The 17,962-nt window shown below is 35.5% G+C and carries 15 protein-coding genes and 2 pseudogenes; 6 read left to right on the forward strand and 11 right to left on the reverse strand.

The genetic code is table 11. The annotated features are described in order from the left end of the window. Nucleotides 1-47: 47 nt before the first annotated feature. From BW727_RS05250 to BW727_RS05265, 4 genes are all read right to left on the reverse strand, one after another. Nucleotides 48-956 carry a restriction endonuclease gene (locus tag BW727_RS05250; RefSeq protein WP_062470239.1) on the reverse strand — a complete coding sequence of 303 codons (909 nt, stop codon included), beginning with the start codon at nt 954-956 and terminating at the stop codon, nt 48-50. Nucleotides 957-1,047: 91 nt separating this feature from the next. Next, on the reverse strand, nt 1,048-4,374 hold the full coding sequence (locus tag BW727_RS05255) for a DEAD/DEAH box helicase family protein (RefSeq protein WP_062470242.1): 3,327 nt from the start codon (nt 4,372-4,374) through the stop codon (nt 1,048-1,050). Nucleotide 4,375: 1 nt separating this feature from the next. Beyond that, nucleotides 4,376-6,289, reverse strand: coding sequence for an Eco57I restriction-modification methylase domain-containing protein (locus tag BW727_RS05260; protein WP_062470244.1), 1,914 nt, complete (start codon nt 6,287-6,289; stop codon nt 4,376-4,378). A gap of 19 nt (nt 6,290-6,308) precedes the next feature. After that, nucleotides 6,309-6,542, reverse strand: a complete 234-nt coding sequence (locus BW727_RS05265) for a TIGR04540 family protein (protein WP_062470247.1) — start codon at nt 6,540-6,542, stop codon at nt 6,309-6,311. Between the two features lie 422 nt (nt 6,543-6,964). Between BW727_RS05265 and BW727_RS05270 the strand changes: the two genes are divergently transcribed. Next, entirely contained in the window at nt 6,965-7,336 is a 372-nt protein-coding gene (locus BW727_RS05270; protein ID WP_062470251.1) for an aquaporin, read from the forward strand. 187 nt (nt 7,337-7,523) lie between these two features. On the opposite strand, the gene arsB is transcribed toward BW727_RS05270, so the two are convergent. From arsB to arsA, 4 genes are all read right to left on the reverse strand, one after another. Next, nucleotides 7,524-8,603 carry an ACR3 family arsenite efflux transporter gene (gene arsB / locus BW727_RS05275; RefSeq protein ID WP_149025730.1) on the reverse strand — a complete coding sequence of 360 codons (1,080 nt, stop codon included), beginning with the start codon at nt 8,601-8,603 and terminating at the stop codon, nt 7,524-7,526. Between the two features lie 382 nt (nt 8,604-8,985). After that, nucleotides 8,986-9,321, reverse strand: a complete 336-nt coding sequence (arsD, locus tag BW727_RS05280) for an arsenite efflux transporter metallochaperone ArsD (RefSeq protein ID WP_062470254.1) — start codon at nt 9,319-9,321, stop codon at nt 8,986-8,988. After that, nucleotides 9,299-9,640 (reverse strand): ArsR/SmtB family transcription factor, encoded by a 342-nt coding sequence (locus tag BW727_RS05285; protein ID WP_062470257.1) that lies wholly within the window; start codon nt 9,638-9,640, stop codon nt 9,299-9,301. The genes arsD and BW727_RS05285 overlap by 23 nt, the downstream gene beginning before the upstream one ends. Before the next feature lie 18 nt (nt 9,641-9,658). Further along, entirely contained in the window at nt 9,659-11,398 is a 1,740-nt protein-coding gene (arsA, locus tag BW727_RS05290) for an arsenical pump-driving ATPase (RefSeq protein WP_062470260.1), read from the reverse strand. Between the two features lie 374 nt (nt 11,399-11,772). Between arsA and BW727_RS05295 the strand changes: the two genes are divergently transcribed. Beyond that, nucleotides 11,773-12,351, forward strand: coding sequence for a rhodanese-like domain-containing protein (locus tag BW727_RS05295; protein WP_062470263.1), 579 nt, complete (start codon nt 11,773-11,775; stop codon nt 12,349-12,351). Between the two features lie 202 nt (nt 12,352-12,553). Here the strand turns inward: BW727_RS05295 and BW727_RS05300 are convergent. After that, nucleotides 12,554-13,268 (reverse strand): annotated as a pseudogene (locus BW727_RS05300) (FAD-dependent oxidoreductase); the annotation flags it as partial. Between the two features lie 174 nt (nt 13,269-13,442). On the opposite strand from BW727_RS05300, the gene BW727_RS05305 reads away from it, so the two are divergent. The 4 genes and pseudogenes from BW727_RS05305 to BW727_RS05315 all read left to right on the forward strand — a co-directional run bounded on the left by BW727_RS05305 (nt 13,443) and on the right by BW727_RS05315 (nt 16,910). Next, nucleotides 13,443-13,805, forward strand: coding sequence for an ArsR/SmtB family transcription factor (locus BW727_RS05305; RefSeq protein ID WP_062470271.1), 363 nt, complete (start codon nt 13,443-13,445; stop codon nt 13,803-13,805). 16 nt (nt 13,806-13,821) lie between these two features. Next, nucleotides 13,822-14,433, forward strand: a complete 612-nt coding sequence (locus BW727_RS05310) for a CadD family cadmium resistance transporter (RefSeq protein WP_062470274.1) — start codon at nt 13,822-13,824, stop codon at nt 14,431-14,433. 26 nt (nt 14,434-14,459) lie between these two features. Beyond that, a pseudogene (locus tag BW727_RS10725) lies at nt 14,460-14,654 on the forward strand (cation transporter); the annotation flags it as partial. Nucleotides 14,655-14,714: 60 nt separating this feature from the next. Next, nucleotides 14,715-16,910 (forward strand): heavy metal translocating P-type ATPase, encoded by a 2,196-nt coding sequence (locus BW727_RS05315; RefSeq protein ID WP_227807257.1) that lies wholly within the window; start codon nt 14,715-14,717, stop codon nt 16,908-16,910. A gap of 211 nt (nt 16,911-17,121) precedes the next feature. Here the strand turns inward: BW727_RS05315 and BW727_RS05320 are convergent, their stop codons facing one another. Together BW727_RS05320 and BW727_RS05325 are read right to left on the reverse strand one after the other, a co-directional pair. Continuing rightward, complete coding sequence (locus tag BW727_RS05320; protein ID WP_062470279.1) at nt 17,122-17,676, reverse strand: Dps family protein; 555 nt, start codon at nt 17,674-17,676, stop codon at nt 17,122-17,124. 40 nt (nt 17,677-17,716) lie between these two features. Beyond that, nucleotides 17,717-17,947, reverse strand: a complete 231-nt coding sequence (locus tag BW727_RS05325; protein ID WP_062470281.1) for a heavy-metal-associated domain-containing protein — start codon at nt 17,945-17,947, stop codon at nt 17,717-17,719. Between the last annotated feature and the right edge of the window lie 15 nt (nt 17,948-17,962).

Below are 17,962 nucleotides of genomic sequence, written 5' to 3' on the forward strand. Positions count from 1 at the left end.
TAATTACTCCTTAAAATTTTTAAAGGAACTCATTTATGCAGTACTACCTATTCTTCTTCAAAATAAAAATCGTTTAGCTCATACGTAGTTACTGGAGAAACATAAAATTCATACTTAGCTACTAAGTCGCATATATCATCACCATTAATCAACGTAATAACACGTGTTCCAATTCTCGATGCTTCAATCGCAGATCTAGGATAATCTGACGTCGTTATGAAGATACCGTATTCTGCATTATACTTATCCATTGCTCCACGGAATTTATCGATTTCGGGAGAGCTTACCTTGCCTTCCCAACGTTTTGCTTGAAGTGCAACACGAGTTGTTCTAAAATCATCGGCAGTTATGTATCCAAATCCATCAAGTCCACCATCGGCTGTAGCTTGAATACCAATGGATTTATCTAATTCGATCCCCATTCGATTCATTAAGCCTCTAGCAAATATCTCAAATTTATGAGGAGTCATATTCTTAAGTGCTTCTTTAAGTTGGTCTCGCCATATCTCTTCTACATCTTCTGAATCGTCTACTTCTTCTCCTTCAATCTGTATCGGTTCTTTAATTTTCTTTTTCGCTATTCTTTTTTTCGACTCTTCTTCCATTGCTGATTCTGAAATGACACGTACTTCTGTTAAAGGATCAAAAGTTTCTAAGTTAACTTTTCGACCTTTTTCTGTTAGCTCAACTTCACCTCTTTTTGGATATCTTACAAAATCAGCTAATAACAAGTGTTTTATAGCAAAATTAAATTGATAATCAAATGGTTTATACTCATTTCCAGTTTGTTTTGATTTTCTAGTGTAATCTATATAATCTTCAGGAATAAGTGTAGAGTTATCATATATATTACGTTTTACTTCTTTACGCTTCTCAATTCCTCCTAAGTCAGTCAAAGATTTTATAACTGCTTTCATAATTAAGTTTTCTCGTTCATTATTTGTATATTCATCCATAATTTTTGGTTTCGTATTGATAGTTATCTCACCTTTCTATAAAACCCCATATCTCTTATTATTGGATATGGGGTTTAGTTATCAATCTAAATTATTCAAATACTTCATCTAATTTTTCTTCTAAAGTTCCGTTTTCTGCATATGGATAAGCATCTAACAGCGCAAAGTTCTTTTGGCTAATTCCCTCAGTCAATTCGCTAAAGATAAAACTTGTCGCGATTCTATAAATAATCTCTGTTGGTGCTAACCCATACACCTGATTCTCTAGTATATGTTTCAGACGGTCATAATCATCAGGAATCTCTAATTTAATTACCTCACTGTTATACAATCTTTTAATAACTTCTGTGATGTATAAACCTGACTTCATATATAAATCAATAAAGGTCTTAGAAGAATCATCATAAATACCTGGATTTTCATCTTCTAATTGTTGTACCATCTTTTGAACAACCCATTTAGGCGTATAAATTTGATTGGTATTTTGAGGTGGAATATAATCATAAATATTTTCTTCAGTTTCTTCAAAGTAGTTTGATAACTCAGATTTCTTGCGTAAAAATTCAAGTATAGATTCATTAAACACTACTTCGTTAAACAAGTTACCATTAAACTGTTGTTCTTCACCTTCATCATCAACATACGTACCACCATCTCGTAAGAAAATGAACTCTTCTAATGTAACACCTGTAACATCATAAAATACTTCATCACTAACATACTCATCAAAGTTCATTAAATTTAAATCTTCATTCCCATATGCCATGATAAAACTAGGTATAGCTCTAGAAAACCCACGTAAGTTTGATCGTATATCATCTTCTACGGTATTCTTTTTCTTCTCTTCTTGTTTTACTTCATGTTCTTCTATGATTTCAGTAGTCGTTTCTAAAACTATTTCCTCTATTTTAGCTTTTAGGTCATTATAGGTTTCTTCAATAAAGGTTTTGTTTTCTTCATCAACTTTTTCAGGATTTTCTAATGCACCATCATCTTCTAATTGGGCTTTACGGTCTGCTTGACGTGCTTTTAACTCTGCTTCAAAGGTTTCAGTTGCTCTATCAATCTTTTCTTTAGCAGCACGCTCTTTTTGCTTCCGTTGGTTAATAGTCAGCCCATACTCCGTACGCATTTTATCAAAGCTAGGTTCTAATTCTTTGCTTAGGGCATCACTTAACTTTTCTCGAACTTGAATATTGGTTGTAAGACCTATATCAGTAGGTTGAAGAATCTCCTCGATTTCTTTTCTCTCGTAAATCTTGTCACCAAAAAGTCTGTCTCTTTTCTCTTCGACAACTTCATCTTCTACAAATGCATTTCCTTCTTCATCTACGTTTAAATCTTCTACATCTTTCGAATCTACTTTATCTTTATCTGTCGTTAATTTACCCTGCTCTGTTTTTTCAAACTTATTGATAATATCTAAGGCCTTTTTAGATCGGAAAATACCCGCAATATTATTAAATAATAGGTTACTCATGAATCCACGACGAACAACCTCTCGTGATTTTATTCTTTTTGGTAAAGTCAGGACTTGTTTTGCATCTAATTCAGTCATTTGACCGTCAGTATCTTCACCAATGACTGGAAAAAAGTTTAGTAAACGTTTTATATTTTCTTCACGTTCTTCTAGTGTTCCACCTCCACTAGAGGTTGAACTATTTAAATTATTTGCAAACTCATCAATAATATCCAATGTTCTCTCTGGGGCAAAGTCAAAAATATAAGCATTTTGTTTTCGATAGGTCACTGGATTACCATCAGCATCTCTATCTGGCCATTTATGAGGGTTTTGAGCACGAAACCCTGCTTGCATATAAAGTGCGGGAGATTTCACGTTACTTAACATCAGAACACCTGACCATTCAGGGACTGTTACACCTGTTGTCAATTGGCCAACTGTTAGAGTAATTGTTTTATCATTATTTGCTATAGCATTTTTTACGCGTTCCAAAGCACTATTTCGCCCGTCAACATTTTCTTCATCGACTTCTATTACTTCTCCATTAATTTGTTCGAGTTTTCCATCCCCAGCAACAGAGACTATTTCATAGTTCTCAAATACAGGGTGATTTCGTAAAATATTAGCAAGTGCTTTGGCACTGTCAACTCTATTCAACAACCATAAAGTATGCTTTAATTCATTTCTTAATTCTGGAGTAGAAAATGGATATTTTTGATTACTTGTTAAAGAATCTAGCCAATTTAAGACATCTGCTTCATAAATTAAATTGCCCCTATCATCAGTAGCAAAAAATTCATTCAGATCAAAAGCATAATCCACATTCGTCTCTTCATCTAAATCTGCACCTTGTTTAATTTGTTCAACAATCATGTTCGACATTTGATATGTATACATGTTTAAGGTAGGTAATTCTTCATATGGATTATGTTCATCAGTTTCACTTTCATCCCAGTTCGCTTTTGCTTCTTGTTCATCCATATAAGACCAGTTAAATATTTGATTGGGTTCAAATTTGTCACCAGCAATTTGTTTAAATGGTGTTCCTGAAAGATGCAATATGTAGTCCGTTTGAATTCTCTCTAAAGCAAACTTAGTTTTATTCGTTTCAACAGCCTCATGAGCCTCATCAATAACCACTAAGTCCCAATCTACATCTCTAACCCAGCGCAATTTTGGATAATCTCCTCCAAAGTAAGCAGAACCCTTCAGATCCTGTAAACTTACAAAAGCAATTTGCTTTAAATTCCAAGAATCTACAACTTTACTTTGGTACTCGTCGCGACTCAGTATATCTCTGTTTGCAATCGCAGGACTATCACTTACAAAGTGGTAATTATGCTCTTTGTCGTACTTAATAAACTTTTCATAATCATCTACCCAAGAATTACCAACAGCTGGCCTATTTGTCAGAATTAAAATGTTTGAGAATTCCACTTTTTTAATCAGGTCATAAGTAGTTAGCGTTTTTCCAAATCGTGGTTTAGCATTCCACAAAAACTCTCCTGACTCACGACTTTTGAAATATTCAGCAGTCATTTCAACAGCTTCGGCTTGTTCTTGTCTTAGAACGTAACTCTCAGATTTTACAGAGCCTTCTAACTCATGAATGTCTTCTTTTAACATAAAAGCAGAAACCATTCGCTTTGATTTACTTACATCATTCTCAAAATTAAACCACTCAGTTCCGCTATCTCTAGGGATACCTTTACGAACCAAGTAAGCATGGAAATCATGATCATTGAAATAATAACCATCATTAAAACGAGCAACATAATCCCATAGTTTTTCTGGTGTAATACCGGCTGTATGCGTTTGTTCACGAATCCGTCTATCTACGTCTCTTTCTGTATAACCAATTTTAAACCAGCCCTGTTTCTCCAGGTTACTTGGTGTTCGATAAGCATAAATTTTTGGAATAATACGCGCCTTAGTATTAATATTCGGTGTTTGCATATTATTCCATCCCCTTTATACTCTTTTCGATATGACTTACTTCATCTTGATTAAGATTATATTTTTTATATAATTGGTGACTAATATCTTCTACAGTTGCACTCCAGTTAATATCACTTTTAGCGTCAAAATTCTGTAATGGTACAAATCGATAAGTATTAGAAGTAGCATGATGACTACTTTTAGCTAAACTTAATAAATATCTTAGAAATTTTGTTTCCAAGTACTTAGTTAAATTAGTAGCAGATTCACAGGTCAGTTCCAAATCTCCACCTATAACAAGATAGGTTTCTGTACAAATAGTATCTGGTTCTCCTAAGTAAGCATTTAAATTATCATCTGCTAATTCTGTACCTATGTTATTAGCATATGGAGTATAAACTTTCCAATTCTTAATCCATTGACGATTAATTCTTATTTCCTCATCTTCTATATAACCAATTGAAAAAGCTTTAGAATAACAAAGAACTGGTGATTTTAAAGCGTGTGGTTCCTTATGGTATCTAGCATCTTTAGTAAAGTTTGTTGCGAATCCGAAAGGTTTTCTGGAAGATACAATCTGACTAAAGGAATTAAAATTATCATCCATAATTTTTACTAATATTTCTGTTGCTTTTGAATCCCTAATAAAAATATCGACACCCTCTATTTGCAAAGGTCTTTGAACATCACTAACTACTTCTTTGTTTTTATATGTTACAACTCGAGTTCCTTCAGAATTATCATAATTTGCATCCCAAAGGAAATAACATACACCCCCTCGAATATTTGTATTAGGAAATACATCTTTTGGATCTAAAAAATCATGTAATTCCTTAATATGATTATTAGTTAACATATTATGTCTAAATTCATTCAATCCCTTACCACCTACATACCATCTTGTAGGAATAATTAATGTTAAGTAATTGGAGGAGATTTGCATTCCAGCTTCAACAAAATGATGATAAACAGGTTTAGCACTTGATTGTGCTCCTCCATCTGCAACTTGATACGGTGGATTCCCAATAACTACATCAAATTTCATACTCTTATCCTCCCTTTCTGACATCTTCTTAACTTCAACAAGTTTATTTTTCTGCCATAGTTTTAACGTTGCTAATTCAGGAGTAATATACTCTTTTACTTCAACCTCTTCGAATAGATTAAGTTGAGTCCCACTTTCTTCAAGGCCTCCATCTGAATATGGCACTTCGTATGTTAATCCATCCATTTGGAATACGTTAAGACTTATTATTTTGGTGATTTCTAATAATATTTTCTCTTTTGGGAAAGCTCCGAACATATAAAAATAGTTATCTATAAATGTTAAAATTAAATTTTCTCGAGCTAGTAAAAGTGAATCTCCTTGATATTCATAGCCATAGCTTGCTTTATATATTTCAACAGCTAATTTCAGCCATTCTTCTTCTGATTCTATTGCTTCATTTAATTTTTTAAATTTAACATCAATGAAGCCTGCTCTGTCTTTTAAAGGTATTACTTCTCCCGTTTCCATATCATAACGGTTTACCATATAGGGAGCTTCACCACATGTAATTTCTAGCCATTTTGTTTTGAGAAAATCAGTCAACGGTAATTTTTCCATATCCTCTAGAGCTGCATCTACTTGTAATTTAATCACCCATGAGGGTGTGAAAACTTCTGCTCTATTACGTTGACGTTCAAGTTGGATATCTATATCTTTATCTACTCTTGGTCGAATAAAACCTTCATACCATCCAGTAATAAGATCTATTTTAATTTCTTGATCATCTCGGAATGAATAACCATGATTTATATAGCTATCTGTCCCCCATTTTATATTCTTACCAGTGGTATGATCCTTAAGCAGTAAACTTAATATAGATTCATTTTCTCTTAAAATAGTTGAATCACTTAAATCTGAGAGCGATAAGTTATTATTTTCTTTCAAGAAGCCACCTCCTTTGTTTTTAATTAGTAATTATATTTGCTACGACGGTTAAACGATTTTTCCCGCATTGTTGCTTAAGTATTGTAGTAAAATCATCATTTTTTATTATTTTACGTTGGTTATTTTTATAAATCATAATTATATTTTCTTCTAACTCTTCATCTGTTAGATTATCTACCCAATATTCATCAACTATTTCATTAATTACAGCAGCAACTTCCCGTTGGGTACGGTAATATTTCTTCACTTTCACAGAATCACCTCTGTCGTATTAAATTCTTACTTTTATTATACTTTAGATACAGATAATTATCTATTAAACTTTGAGAATGTAAAAAGCTTTGAAGAAGATAAATCATTATTCAGATTTGTTATTATTATGAACTAGACTAATATTTTTAGTTCGCTGTTGTAGCGAGCATTCAGAGCGCATTTCAAATCGAAAGAAAGGTCATTGTCCGTTTAAGTTTCTCTAAACAACTCACTACTACCCTATTAATTTCATTAATTGTTATTTTAAAGTACCACTTTTAAAAGTTTCTCAAGGAATATGATAATCACCTCTACTAGTTGAAGCATTTTCCTAACATAAATGATATAGAAAACACACTTTACTAATGTTATTCTAGTAAGGTGAGAATTTATAATAGAGTATCAGAAAAAGGAGATTGTATTATGTGGAAGAAAGCAATCGCAGAAGTAATGGGTACATTATTTTTGGTGTTAATCGGGACAGTAGCAGTGGTCTTTGGGGACAGTATGCTAAGTATTGCTCTAGCATTTGGTCTTATCGTCATTGCTATTGCTTATAGTATCGGAACCATTTCGGGGGCTCATATGAATCCAGCAGTCAGTTTAGCCATGTTATTGAACGGTCGCATGAACTTTAAGGGATTTATCGTTTATGTCGGTGCACAATTAGCTGGGGCAGTGGCTGGCTCAGCAATCCTACAATATTTTCTTATCCAGTCAGGAAAAGATGCAACGAATCTCGGGGCGACTATTTTAGCGGAAGATTTAACTGCATCTAGTGGAGTGGATTTATGATTGAATTTATTCTCACTTTTCTCTTTGTGTTTGTGATTTGACCGCAACAAAAAATGGCAGACATCTACTCCGATCAAAGATTAGATAAAGCCTGCCATTATACATTTGGACGATCTATGCATTCAAATTTTAAGTTAATAAAACAGTTGATAAAAGGTTCTATCACATAATTTTCTTCTCTTTTTAATTAATATTCGTAGCCATCAAACCAATGTTGTGTTTTGTTTGCAAATCTGACCAATAGTAACATCGTAGGAACCTCTATCAAAACACCGACAACGGTTGCTAAAGTTGCACCAGAATTTAATCCAAACAATGCAATTGAAACAGCGACAGCAAGTTCAAAAAAGTTACTCGTTCCAACCATAGCTGCTGGTGCTGCAATGGAGAATGGCAATTTACACGCTTTTGCTCCACCGTATCCGAGGAAAAATATGACAAGATTTTGAATGATCAGTGGAATAGCAATTAACAAGATATGAAGTGGATTGTTTAAAATTTGATTCCCTTGGAAAGAAAAAATGATGATTAACGTTAATAATAAACCAATCCGTGTGGTTCCATCAAATTTATCGATAAAATCTTTTTCAAAATAGTCTGTTCCTTTTTGCTTCACCACATATTTTCGAACAATAATTCCTAGAGCCAAAGGAATTACTATAAATACGAATATGGAAAGAAACAGCGTGCCCATCGGTACAGAAACATTACCTACCCCTAATAAAAATGCAACGATTGGCGCATAGAGAAAGAGAACAATAATATCGTTTATAGACACTTGCAAAAGTGTGTATGCTGGATCACCCTTTGTTAATTCACTCCATACAAATACCATAGCTGTACAAGGCGCAGCGCCTAAAAGAACGGCCCCAGCTATATATTCTTTCGCTAGTTCTGGACCCAAAAATGGTCTGAATACCACTAAAAAGAAAAAGGCAGAGATAGCAAACATTGTAAATGGTTTAATCAACCAATTAATGGTTGTTGTTAAAATTAATCCTTTAGGTTTTTTGGTTGCATTGACGATACTACTAAAATCAATTTTTAACATCATTGGAAAAATCATTAACCAAATTAAGATCGCCGTTGGAATAGATACATTATAATATTCAAATTGACTTAAAAATTCTGGAATTGCAGGTAAAACTTGACTTAATAATACCCCAGTAATCATCGCAAGTGCTACCCAAAGACTTAAGTAACGCTCCCATAGCCCCATACCGCTATTTTTTTGTGATACTGTTTCTTGTACTTCATTTTCCATCATGACTTTCCTCCAAATTTTACTTTTTTTGATCAAGAACGAAAGAAGCCAAACTGCCTTACTTCGCTCTACTTTCTTTTGCTTTACAGACACAATCAGTTGTATATAATAATAAATAAATCGTTCCTTAATTGTCCTGTTCTGAAGTTTCTTCATTAACCGATTCATGCTGTCAGATATTATTTTTTAGCAAAAACCTTTCCTACGTTCACTAATATCTCGATATAGTGGGATAAAGTCGGTTATGTGAAAACAAAAACCTTTAAAATATAACAGCTCCACATTTCTTCGCATGACAGCATGTCCAAAACCTTTCCTCATCTTGGTTGGGACAAGGCTTAATTCTTTTGTATATTCTTCGTAATTTATTGCGTTAATCTTTCTATTAAACTATAGAGTCTTCAGTTTCTTGCAAAGAAACATCTAACCAATCAGCAATTTCTTCATTCGTTGGATAAGCCCCTGTTTTGACAATGTCCCCATCTAATACAGTAATTGGAAGAGACTCTTGTCCTTCATTTTGCATGGTGTCTATGACGTTTTGATTTCGTACAAACGAATTAGGATTTGCCGCAAGATTGTAACGGACCATCATCACATCGTCTTCTTCTTTCACTTGTTTCATCACACCCGTAATACGTAGTAAATCCTCGTCCACTGAAGGGCCACAAACTCCGGTACTACAGCATAGGGCAGGTTCATAAAGGGCTAACTTTTTCATATTGATCTTCCTTTTCATTTATTGTTGTATGACAAATACATCTTTCCGAACTTGAGAAAACACTTTGAAGGACTTCTGTTATCTCGGTAGATAATTCTCGATTCACCGAATAATGATGCCAAGTTCCTATTTTTTCAGTAACAATTAAATCCGCATCTCTTAATACTTTTATATGATGAGAGAGAGTTGGTTGAGTAAAGTCAAAGTGTTCAAGCAAATCACAGGCACATAAAGTTTCACAAGATAGTAAATCAAGTATCTTAACTCGATTTGGATCGGATAAAGCTTTCATCTTTTCAGAAAATAATTCATAATTCATTTACATTCTCCTTTGAAATTAAACAATTGTAGCAAGAACATCCTCTTTTAACTCAAAAGGACTCCAGTCGATGACCGCAAAATGTCCATTTGATAATCCATCTACACGTTGGATCCATTCTTCTTCCGATTTTGCACGAGCTAACAATGTTTCATTTGTAGTCCCTGTTGATAATAAACTGTTATTAACCACCCACCAAGTATGTGCAATACCTGCACGGTCTAAATCTTCTTGTAGACGAATTGATTCATAGACAGGTGTATTTTCAGGTAATGTCACCATGACCACTTCTGTTTGGTTGTGATCTTGTAAAATAGGCAGGAGTCGGGTAATTGATTCTGGTACTTCTCCAGAAGTTCGCTCCACCTCTTGGGCGTAACTTTGAGAAGATTCTAAAAGTAAAAGTGTGTGTCCAGTAGGCGCAGTATCAATAACCACCACATCTGCTTCCGTCATCGAAACAATTTCAGCAAATTTTCGAAATACCGCAATTTCTTCTGTACAAGGTGAGTTTAGATCTTCTTCTACATAAGCTAAGTCCTCTTCCGACATTGATTCACGCGCTTTAGCTAAAACTTCATTTTGGTAAAGCTCTAACTCTTTTTTCTCATCAATATGGCTAATTCCAAGAGTATCTGATTCATGCACAATATAATTTAAGTGAGCGGCAGGATCGGTCGTTGTTAAATGCACTTTTTTACCTTTTTCTACAAGACCTTTCGCAATGCTGGCTGCAATGGTTGTTTTCCCTACGCCACCTTTACCCATTGTAAAGACAACTCGTTTGTTTGTGTTGTATAAATCATCAATAACAGTTTGTAAGCGTGGGAACTCCTGAGCCTGCACTTCTTCATGCTTGATTTCAGGTTGTTCTTCACTAAGTAATAAACCGATACTTTCAATACTTGCTAGATTATATGGTCTTAATGGAATTTCAAAAGTAGGCAAGTTTTTAAGATTTTCAGGCATTTGCTTTAATGACTCTTGTTGAATGTCATAGTATGTTTGAGAAATCGTATCTGTTGGATTTTCTAAAAGACCATTCACAATCAATTTTTGGTTTTCAACCCCTAATGCTCGTAATTCTTCGGACGCACGATTGGCTTCGACTAATGGTCCTTCTTGAGGACGAGTTACGAGGATTAAAGTTGTCATTTCAGCATTGGCAAGTGTTTCTACTGCCAAGCTATAACTTTCTCTCTCTTCATCTAAACCAGATAACTGACCCATACAGCTTGTACCGGTAGTATTTTCATCAAAGTAGTTTGTCCAAGCAGAAGGCAGTTGTAAGAGTCTCAATGTATGGCCGGTAGGTGCTGTATCAAAAATGATATAGTCGTATTGATCAGATATATCAGGGCTCGTTAAAAATTTTGCGAACTGATCAAAAGAAGCAACTTCTGTCGTACATGAACCACTTAATTGTTCTTCCATATTTTGAACTGCAGCGTCTGGCAGAATTCCACGATAAGGACCCACAATGGATTCTTTATATTCTTCTGCAGCACTGACTGGATCAAAGTTAGCGACTGTTAAGCCAGGAATTTCTTCAATTTCTGTTCCGTTATCATCTAGTTCTCGTTCAAAAACATCTTGTAAATTACTGGCAGGGTCTGTACTCACTAATACAACTTTGAAACCATCATTCGCTAATTGAATGGCCGTTGCACTAGCGGCAGTTGTTTTCCCGACGCCACCTTTACCCGTATAGAATAAATACTTTGTATTAATATGCTCTTTTGGATTAAAAATTTCCATTCTATTTTCCACTCCTTTATTAAACAATTTGGACGAAATGATTGATTTTTCTTCAACCATCGACTAACCACGTATATAGGTGATTGTCTATATAATGAATATATAGGCACCTATCTATGTATTGTATGTAAATCGATCTCTATGATGCAAGAAAACTTGCAATCTTTCTCTAGATTTCATATACTTTACTCACATAGATACTTGTCAATGTATTAAATATAGATGAATCTCTATGTTTAGTCAAGCCATCTTATCATTTTTATTTACTTCATTTTATCGAAGGGTAATTAGGGATATCTCTTGAAAAATCCCTATCTCCTTTAGCTACAGGTAAATAATAAATGAATACAAAACTATCAGGAGGAGTACCACAAATGAAAAAAATAAATCACAAAGATATCAATGATCAGCAACTGGTTGATGTTCGAACACAACATGAGTACCAAGCTGGACATCTAAAAAATGCACTTAACCTGAATCCAGGCAACTTCAAAAAGTATGCGACTTATTATCTCGATGTAAATCAACCAGTTATCTTTATCGTTGGTTCTGAGGAAGAAAGTCATTTAGAAGAACTTTCTGAGTCTGCTGATGCACTAGGTTTTACTCAAAACAATGGCTATCTTTTGATAGAGGAAGTACCCAAAGAAAACTTAAAAACAACGGAAACTATCCCTGCTGAAGATTTCCTGAATAAAACTGATGATTTTATATTACTTGACGTTAGACATCCAGATGAAATTACACGACCAGCACCTGAGAAGAATTTGGTCAATATTCCATTTGAGAATTTAGTTAATGATTATCAATCACTGGATACGAGCAAACAAATTTTCACGCTTTGCGGATCTGGTAACCGAAGTACTGCAGCAGCTTCTTTCCTTGAATCAAAAGGATTTAATCCTAAAGTAATTGAAGGCGGAATGAAAGCCATTCAAGAAATTGGTAAATAATAAATTATAAGATGTTTTCAAAAAAATGGCTTTGCAGATCCTTACAGGAACGGCAAAGCCATTTTTTTGGTTTTTATTGTCGTTAAAAACTGCTGTAACAATCATTTAGAGCGCATTTCAAATCAAAAGCAAAATCACTTTGTCCGTTTAAAAGTGCTTAAACGTGCATGTAGAACATCAACTTTTCCCATTGCACTCTTTTTTACCCCGCGCAACACGATAATTTTGAAATATCATTATTATAACCAAGCGCTGTAAGTTTCAGTCTTTCCACCATCGTTAAATAGGGAGCCATTGTGTCTGTTAAATCCTCGATTGTTAACCCAACTGTACCTACTCCGGGATTTGTAAATATTACTCCAGGAACAACGGATAGATCGATCTTTTTATTTAAACCACCCATTGCATTATCTGCTACAATCTTGCCTTCATATGCTGCTACGTATACAAACTGAGGGCCTAAGATAACATCTCCTGCCATATAAATCCGATCATTGCTTGTCTGACCATATTCATTCATTAAAATTTCATGGTTTTCCCCTATATCAACACTAGCCGCACTTAAATTTAAAGCGTCTGTATTCGGACTTCGAGCAGTCGCAACTAATACTTGGTCAGACTCAATCGTTTTTAGTGAGTGTTAGTTTTTTAATACCACCGTCTTGTACGATATGGTCATAATTTATACCAGTAATAACCTGTATGCCTCGTTCATGAAGGGATTTTTCAACTGCTGCCGAAACTTCTGGATCATAATCTTTTAGTAATTGTTTACTTCTCTGTACTAATCTTACTTCAGCACCTAAATTGTAGAATAATTGACCGAGCTCTAGCCCAATATAACCTGAACCAATAATAGTCAATCTTTCTGGAACTTCTTCTAGCTCTAATAAAGTTGTACTCGTTAAATAATCGACATGTCCACTTTAATTTTAATTTTCTGTTAAAAGTCATTATATAAATTTAATAGATTCTATTATTGCAAGAAAATTAAATAGTTAATAATCAAACGAACGTTTGACTGTCTCCCATGGAGGATGTATAATATCTACACCATAATCAAATGAACGTTTGAATGAGAGGTGAATGAAATGACTGAAGTCTGCCAAACGACGATCATACATCCTGAAAAAGTAGATGTAGTAAAAAATAAATTAGAAAATAAAAATTTATCGAATTTACTTGTGTTGGGGAAATGTTTTAGCGACCCTTCAAGGATTAAAATTTTCTATGCTTTAGAAACCTTCAAAGAAATGTGTGTCTGTGATTTAGCGGAGATCTTAGACGCTAGTATTGCCACGACGTCACACCATTTGCGCTATTTAAAAAAGCAAGGTGTGGCGAAATCACGTAAAGACGGAAAAGAAGTCTACTACTCGTTAGCGAATAAAGAAATCCTTTCGACTATTCGTATAGTTTTAGACATGCCAAACAGCTTATCTTTGACGTCTTAGTTTGGAGGAGAATATTTTGTTACAAACTATTTTTTCAGCAATTGCTGTGTATATTTCGACCAGCATCGATTATTTATTTATCTTACTGATTATTTTCTCGCAAGCCTATACACAAAAAGGACTTCGTCAGATTTATTTCGGGCAATATCTTGGAACCGGCATTTTAGTAGCCATTAGTTTATTTGCTGCTTATGTGCTGAATTTTATCCCCCAAGATTGGATGATCGGACTTTTGGGACTCATTCCTATCTATTTAGGTATCCGAGTTGCTATGGGAAGCGAAGAAGAAGCAGAAGAAGAGGAAGTCGTGGAGAAGTTAGAGTCCAGAGGGTCCAACCGTTTGTTTTGGACTGTTGCTTTAATTACGATCGCTTCCGGTGGAGATAATTTAGGGATTTATATTCCTTATTTTACCTCTCTATCTGTTTCTGAAATAGTCATTGCTATAGTCGTTTTTGCTCTATCGATTGCGGTGCTTTGCTATATCAGTTATCGATTGGCAAAAATTTCGTTTGTCTCTGAAACATTGGAAAAGTATGAACGAATTATTGTACCGATTGTCTTTATCGGTTTAGGAATCTTTATTATGCTAGAAAACGGGACCATTCAAACACTATTCGGTTTATAAGGCTCGTATGTGAAAGGAAGAAAACGATGAGCGAAAAGAAGAAATCGCATCAGTGGCTCCTGGAAGGAATTGACTGCGCCAATTGTGCTGCTAAAGTGGAGCGAGGGGTGGCTTCCATTCCTGGCGTCACTGAAAGCAATGTGAATTTCATGACAGAAACCTTGAGGTTTGAGGTTGCTGATGATCAAGAAAACTTAATCTTAGTCAATATACAAGAAAAAATTAACAAGTTGGAACCCGACGTGACTTTAAAAAACAAAGCAGATGGGCAATTGATTAACATGAACCCAGCAATTGTTTTGGAAAGTCATTCCAAAGAAGATGAGGAAAGCCATCATGAATGGCTATTAGAGGGAATTGATTGCGCCAATTGTGCTGCAAAGATTGAGAATGGCGTGGCTGAAATAGATGGAGTCATAAATAGTAACGTGAATTACATGACCCAGACATTAAGCTTTGATCTTGTGGCAGAAAATGACGCTAAAACTCTTTCTTCGGTTAAAACTAAAATTAAAAAACTAGAACCTGATATCATCCCTCTTATAAAAGCTACAGGTCAGGAAGTTGGAGAAGACAGGGGTCTCCAGTCAGAAAAATCGGGTCAGAAACAGAATCACAAAAGACCAGAAAATTTGGGAATTAATTTAACCATCGGTCGCTTAATCCTTGCCGTTTCAGTGCTTTTACTGGCAAGTTTTGCCCCCATTACCCCTTCCCTTTCCTTTGGTTTGTTTGTGGTCGCTTACCTTGTGGCCGGTTATGATGTGATTTGGCGAGCCGTTCGAAATATCTTTAATGGCCAAGTCTTTGATGAAAACTTTTTGATGACGATTGCGACACTTGCTGCCTTCTATGTGCAAGAATATCCCGAAGCAGTAGCCGTTATGCTTTTCTATCAAGTGGGCGAAGTTTTTCAAGATGTGGCCGTAAACAAATCACGTCGCTCTATCGCAGACTTGATGGATATTCGTCCGGATTACGCCAATATAAAGTTAGCCGATGGCAGTACACGCCAAGTTTCACCAGAATCGATTAAAGTCGGCGATACCATTCTCGTACGTCCAGGCGAAAAAGTGCCCTTAGACGGGAAAGTGGTCGGCGGTTCTTCCGCTATGGATACGTCTGCTTTAACCGGTGAGTCAATGCCCCGAAGTGTTAAAGAAGGTGACGACGTTTTAAGTGGTTTTATCAACAAAAGCGGCTTGCTAGAAGTCGTGGTTGAAAAGCCCTTCTCAGAGTCAACCGTGACAAAAATTCTCGAGCTGGTTGAGAATGCAAGCAGTCGTAAAGCACCAACCGAACAATTCATTACAAAGTTTGCTCGTTACTATACGCCGATTGTGGTCATTTTAGCGGTCTTATTAGCTGTTCTTTTACCCTTGACTATTCCTGGAATGACGTTTAACGATGGTGTTTACCGGGCAGCTATTTTCCTTGTTATTTCATGTCCTTGTGCCTTAGTTGTTTCAATTCCTGTCGGTTTCTTTGGCGGAATTGGTGCTTCTTCACGTAAAGGTATCTTAGTGAAAGGCGGCAACTTCTTAGAAGGCTTAAACTATGTCAAATATGTCATTATGGATAAGACGGGTACCTTAACCAAAGGGGAATTTGAAATAACCGATATTCAATCGACACCAGAATTCAATAATGAAGAACTCTTAGAACTAGCCGCTTATGCGGAAACCCATTCTTCACACCCGATTGCGGTTTCTATCAAAGAACATTACGGGAAAGAGATTGATGAACGACGAATTGATGAATACAATGATCTCTCAGGCCATGGTGTTCAAGCGGTTGTTGATGGCAAAGAGATATTAGCCGGAAATGCTAAATTAATGGCTAAATATGGTATTCCTTTTAAAGAAGTAGAAGAAGTCGGAACGGTTGTCTATTTAGCGATTGAGGGAGCCTATGCTGGTTACCTTCTAATTGCCGATACGATTAAAGATGACGCTGCAGAAGGCATTGCCTTAATGAAAGAAAAAGGCGTCGAACACATTATCATGCTTACAGGCGATTCAAAAGCGGTGGCCGAAGCTGTTGGGAATAAATTAGGGATCGATGAAATCCACTCGGAACTTCTTCCGCAAGACAAAGTGGAGAAAATGGAAGAAATTATGGCGCGCAAAAATAAAAAAGATAAAGTCGTTTTTGTGGGCGATGGTATCAACGATACGCCCGTACTGGCCCGTTCAGATATCGGGATTGCGATGGGTGGCTTAGGATCAGACGCAGCCATTGAAGCGGCGGATATCGTGATTATGGACGACAAGCCGTCTAAAATTGGAACGGCCATGCAAGTGGCCAAAGATACTCGCCAAATTGTCTGGCAAAATATCATTCTCGCACTAGCCATCAAAGGGGTATTTTTGGTTTTAGGTGCTTTTGGTGTCGCTTCGATGTGGGAAGCAGTCTTTGCAGATGTTGGTGTAACGGTTATTGCTGTATTGAACGCCATGCGTGTTTTGAGAAAATAAATGAGTCATGTGAATTTCTCATGGTTTGTTTGGTAACTAAATCATAGGCGTTCATTGATCTTTTTTCATTTCAAAAGCAAAAATGGTGTCAATTAATCAAAATTAGCCCATCAATACCATCTATTATAGAAACAATTTGACAAACAAAAAAGGAACACGCAACTGTACTTTGTAAATTCGCAGTTACTTGTTCCTTTTCATCTATATTGTATTAGTCTTCCTCTTCATCGTGGTAATCATCATCTTCTAGGGCTTCTTTTCCTAAAAAGGCTTGCAACATCCAGATTTTTGTATCTAAGTCATCTTTAAATTCAATTAGCGTATCCTCAAAGACAACATTCTCTTCTTCTTGCGCCAAGTGAATGGCACGAATCGTTAATTCACGAGTTTCTCTGAAATCATCGATGATATTGTCAACCATTTCTTCGGCTTTTATATATTTATCTGCTGGATCTTCTGATAGCATAGAATACTCGACAAGCTCTTTGGTTGTAGAAGCTGGTTTATATCCTGAAGCTAGCAGTTGTTCAGCTAAACGGTCAAACCATTTTTCATTATCATCATATAGTTCCTCAAATTTTTCATGTAAAGTAAAGAAGTGAGGTCCCTTTACATACCAATGATACTGATGTAACTTCACATGTAGTGTGTGAATATTCCCTAAAAGATGGTCTGTAATGGCTGCTGCATTTATTTTCGTATGATGCACATGATCTTTATATTCTTGTTCTTCTTTTAATCTTTCTTGTGGTGTTTTTTCTGACATGATTCATTCCTCCATTATTTTTTTGATTTTTTAAGTAAACCTACGCGGCTTTTACACGCGATCTTTTTACGCCATAACCTAAGTCTTGGATAGCTTTTTCTATGTCTTCAATTGATACAGTGTCGTCGAAGTTTACTTTTACGCGGCTTGCATTGAACATCACTTTTAAGCTGTCTTTATCCACACCGTTTAAGTTACCAACACCATTTTCGATTTTTTGTAGACATGATGGACAAGTTAACGTTTCTAATTGAATATTTGCTTTTTGCATGATACATTCTCCTTT

Origin of the sequence: Jeotgalibaca dankookensis, assembly GCF_002005405.1 — a bacterium.
Classification (GTDB): Bacteria; Bacillota; Bacilli; order Lactobacillales; family Aerococcaceae; genus Jeotgalibaca; species Jeotgalibaca dankookensis.

Bases quoted from the DNA above. Each gene is read 5' to 3' on its own strand.
- BW727_RS05295 (WP_062470263.1), top strand. From the start codon at position 11,773: ATGAAAAAAATAAATCACAAAGATATCAATGATCAGCAACTGGTTGAT.
- arsA (WP_062470260.1), bottom strand. From the start codon at position 11,398: ATGGAAATTTTTAATCCAAAAGAGCATATTAATACAAAGTATTTATTC.
- BW727_RS05285 (WP_062470257.1), bottom strand. From the start codon at position 9,640: ATGAATTATGAATTATTTTCTGAAAAGATGAAAGCTTTATCCGATCCA.
- BW727_RS05305 (WP_062470271.1), top strand. From the start codon at position 13,443: ATGACTGAAGTCTGCCAAACGACGATCATACATCCTGAAAAAGTAGAT.
- arsD (WP_062470254.1), bottom strand. From the start codon at position 9,321: ATGAAAAAGTTAGCCCTTTATGAACCTGCCCTATGCTGTAGTACCGGA.
- BW727_RS05315 (WP_227807257.1), top strand. From the start codon at position 14,715: ATGAACCCAGCAATTGTTTTGGAAAGTCATTCCAAAGAAGATGAGGAA.
- BW727_RS05270 (WP_062470251.1), top strand. From the start codon at position 6,965: ATGTGGAAGAAAGCAATCGCAGAAGTAATGGGTACATTATTTTTGGTG.
- arsB (WP_149025730.1), bottom strand. From the start codon at position 8,603: ATGATGGAAAATGAAGTACAAGAAACAGTATCACAAAAAAATAGCGGT.
- BW727_RS05250 (WP_062470239.1), bottom strand. From the start codon at position 956: ATGGATGAATATACAAATAATGAACGAGAAAACTTAATTATGAAAGCA.
- BW727_RS05255 (WP_062470242.1), bottom strand. From the start codon at position 4,374: ATGCAAACACCGAATATTAATACTAAGGCGCGTATTATTCCAAAAATT.
- BW727_RS05325 (WP_062470281.1), bottom strand. From the start codon at position 17,947: ATGCAAAAAGCAAATATTCAATTAGAAACGTTAACTTGTCCATCATGT.
- BW727_RS05320 (WP_062470279.1), bottom strand. From the start codon at position 17,676: ATGTCAGAAAAAACACCACAAGAAAGATTAAAAGAAGAACAAGAATAT.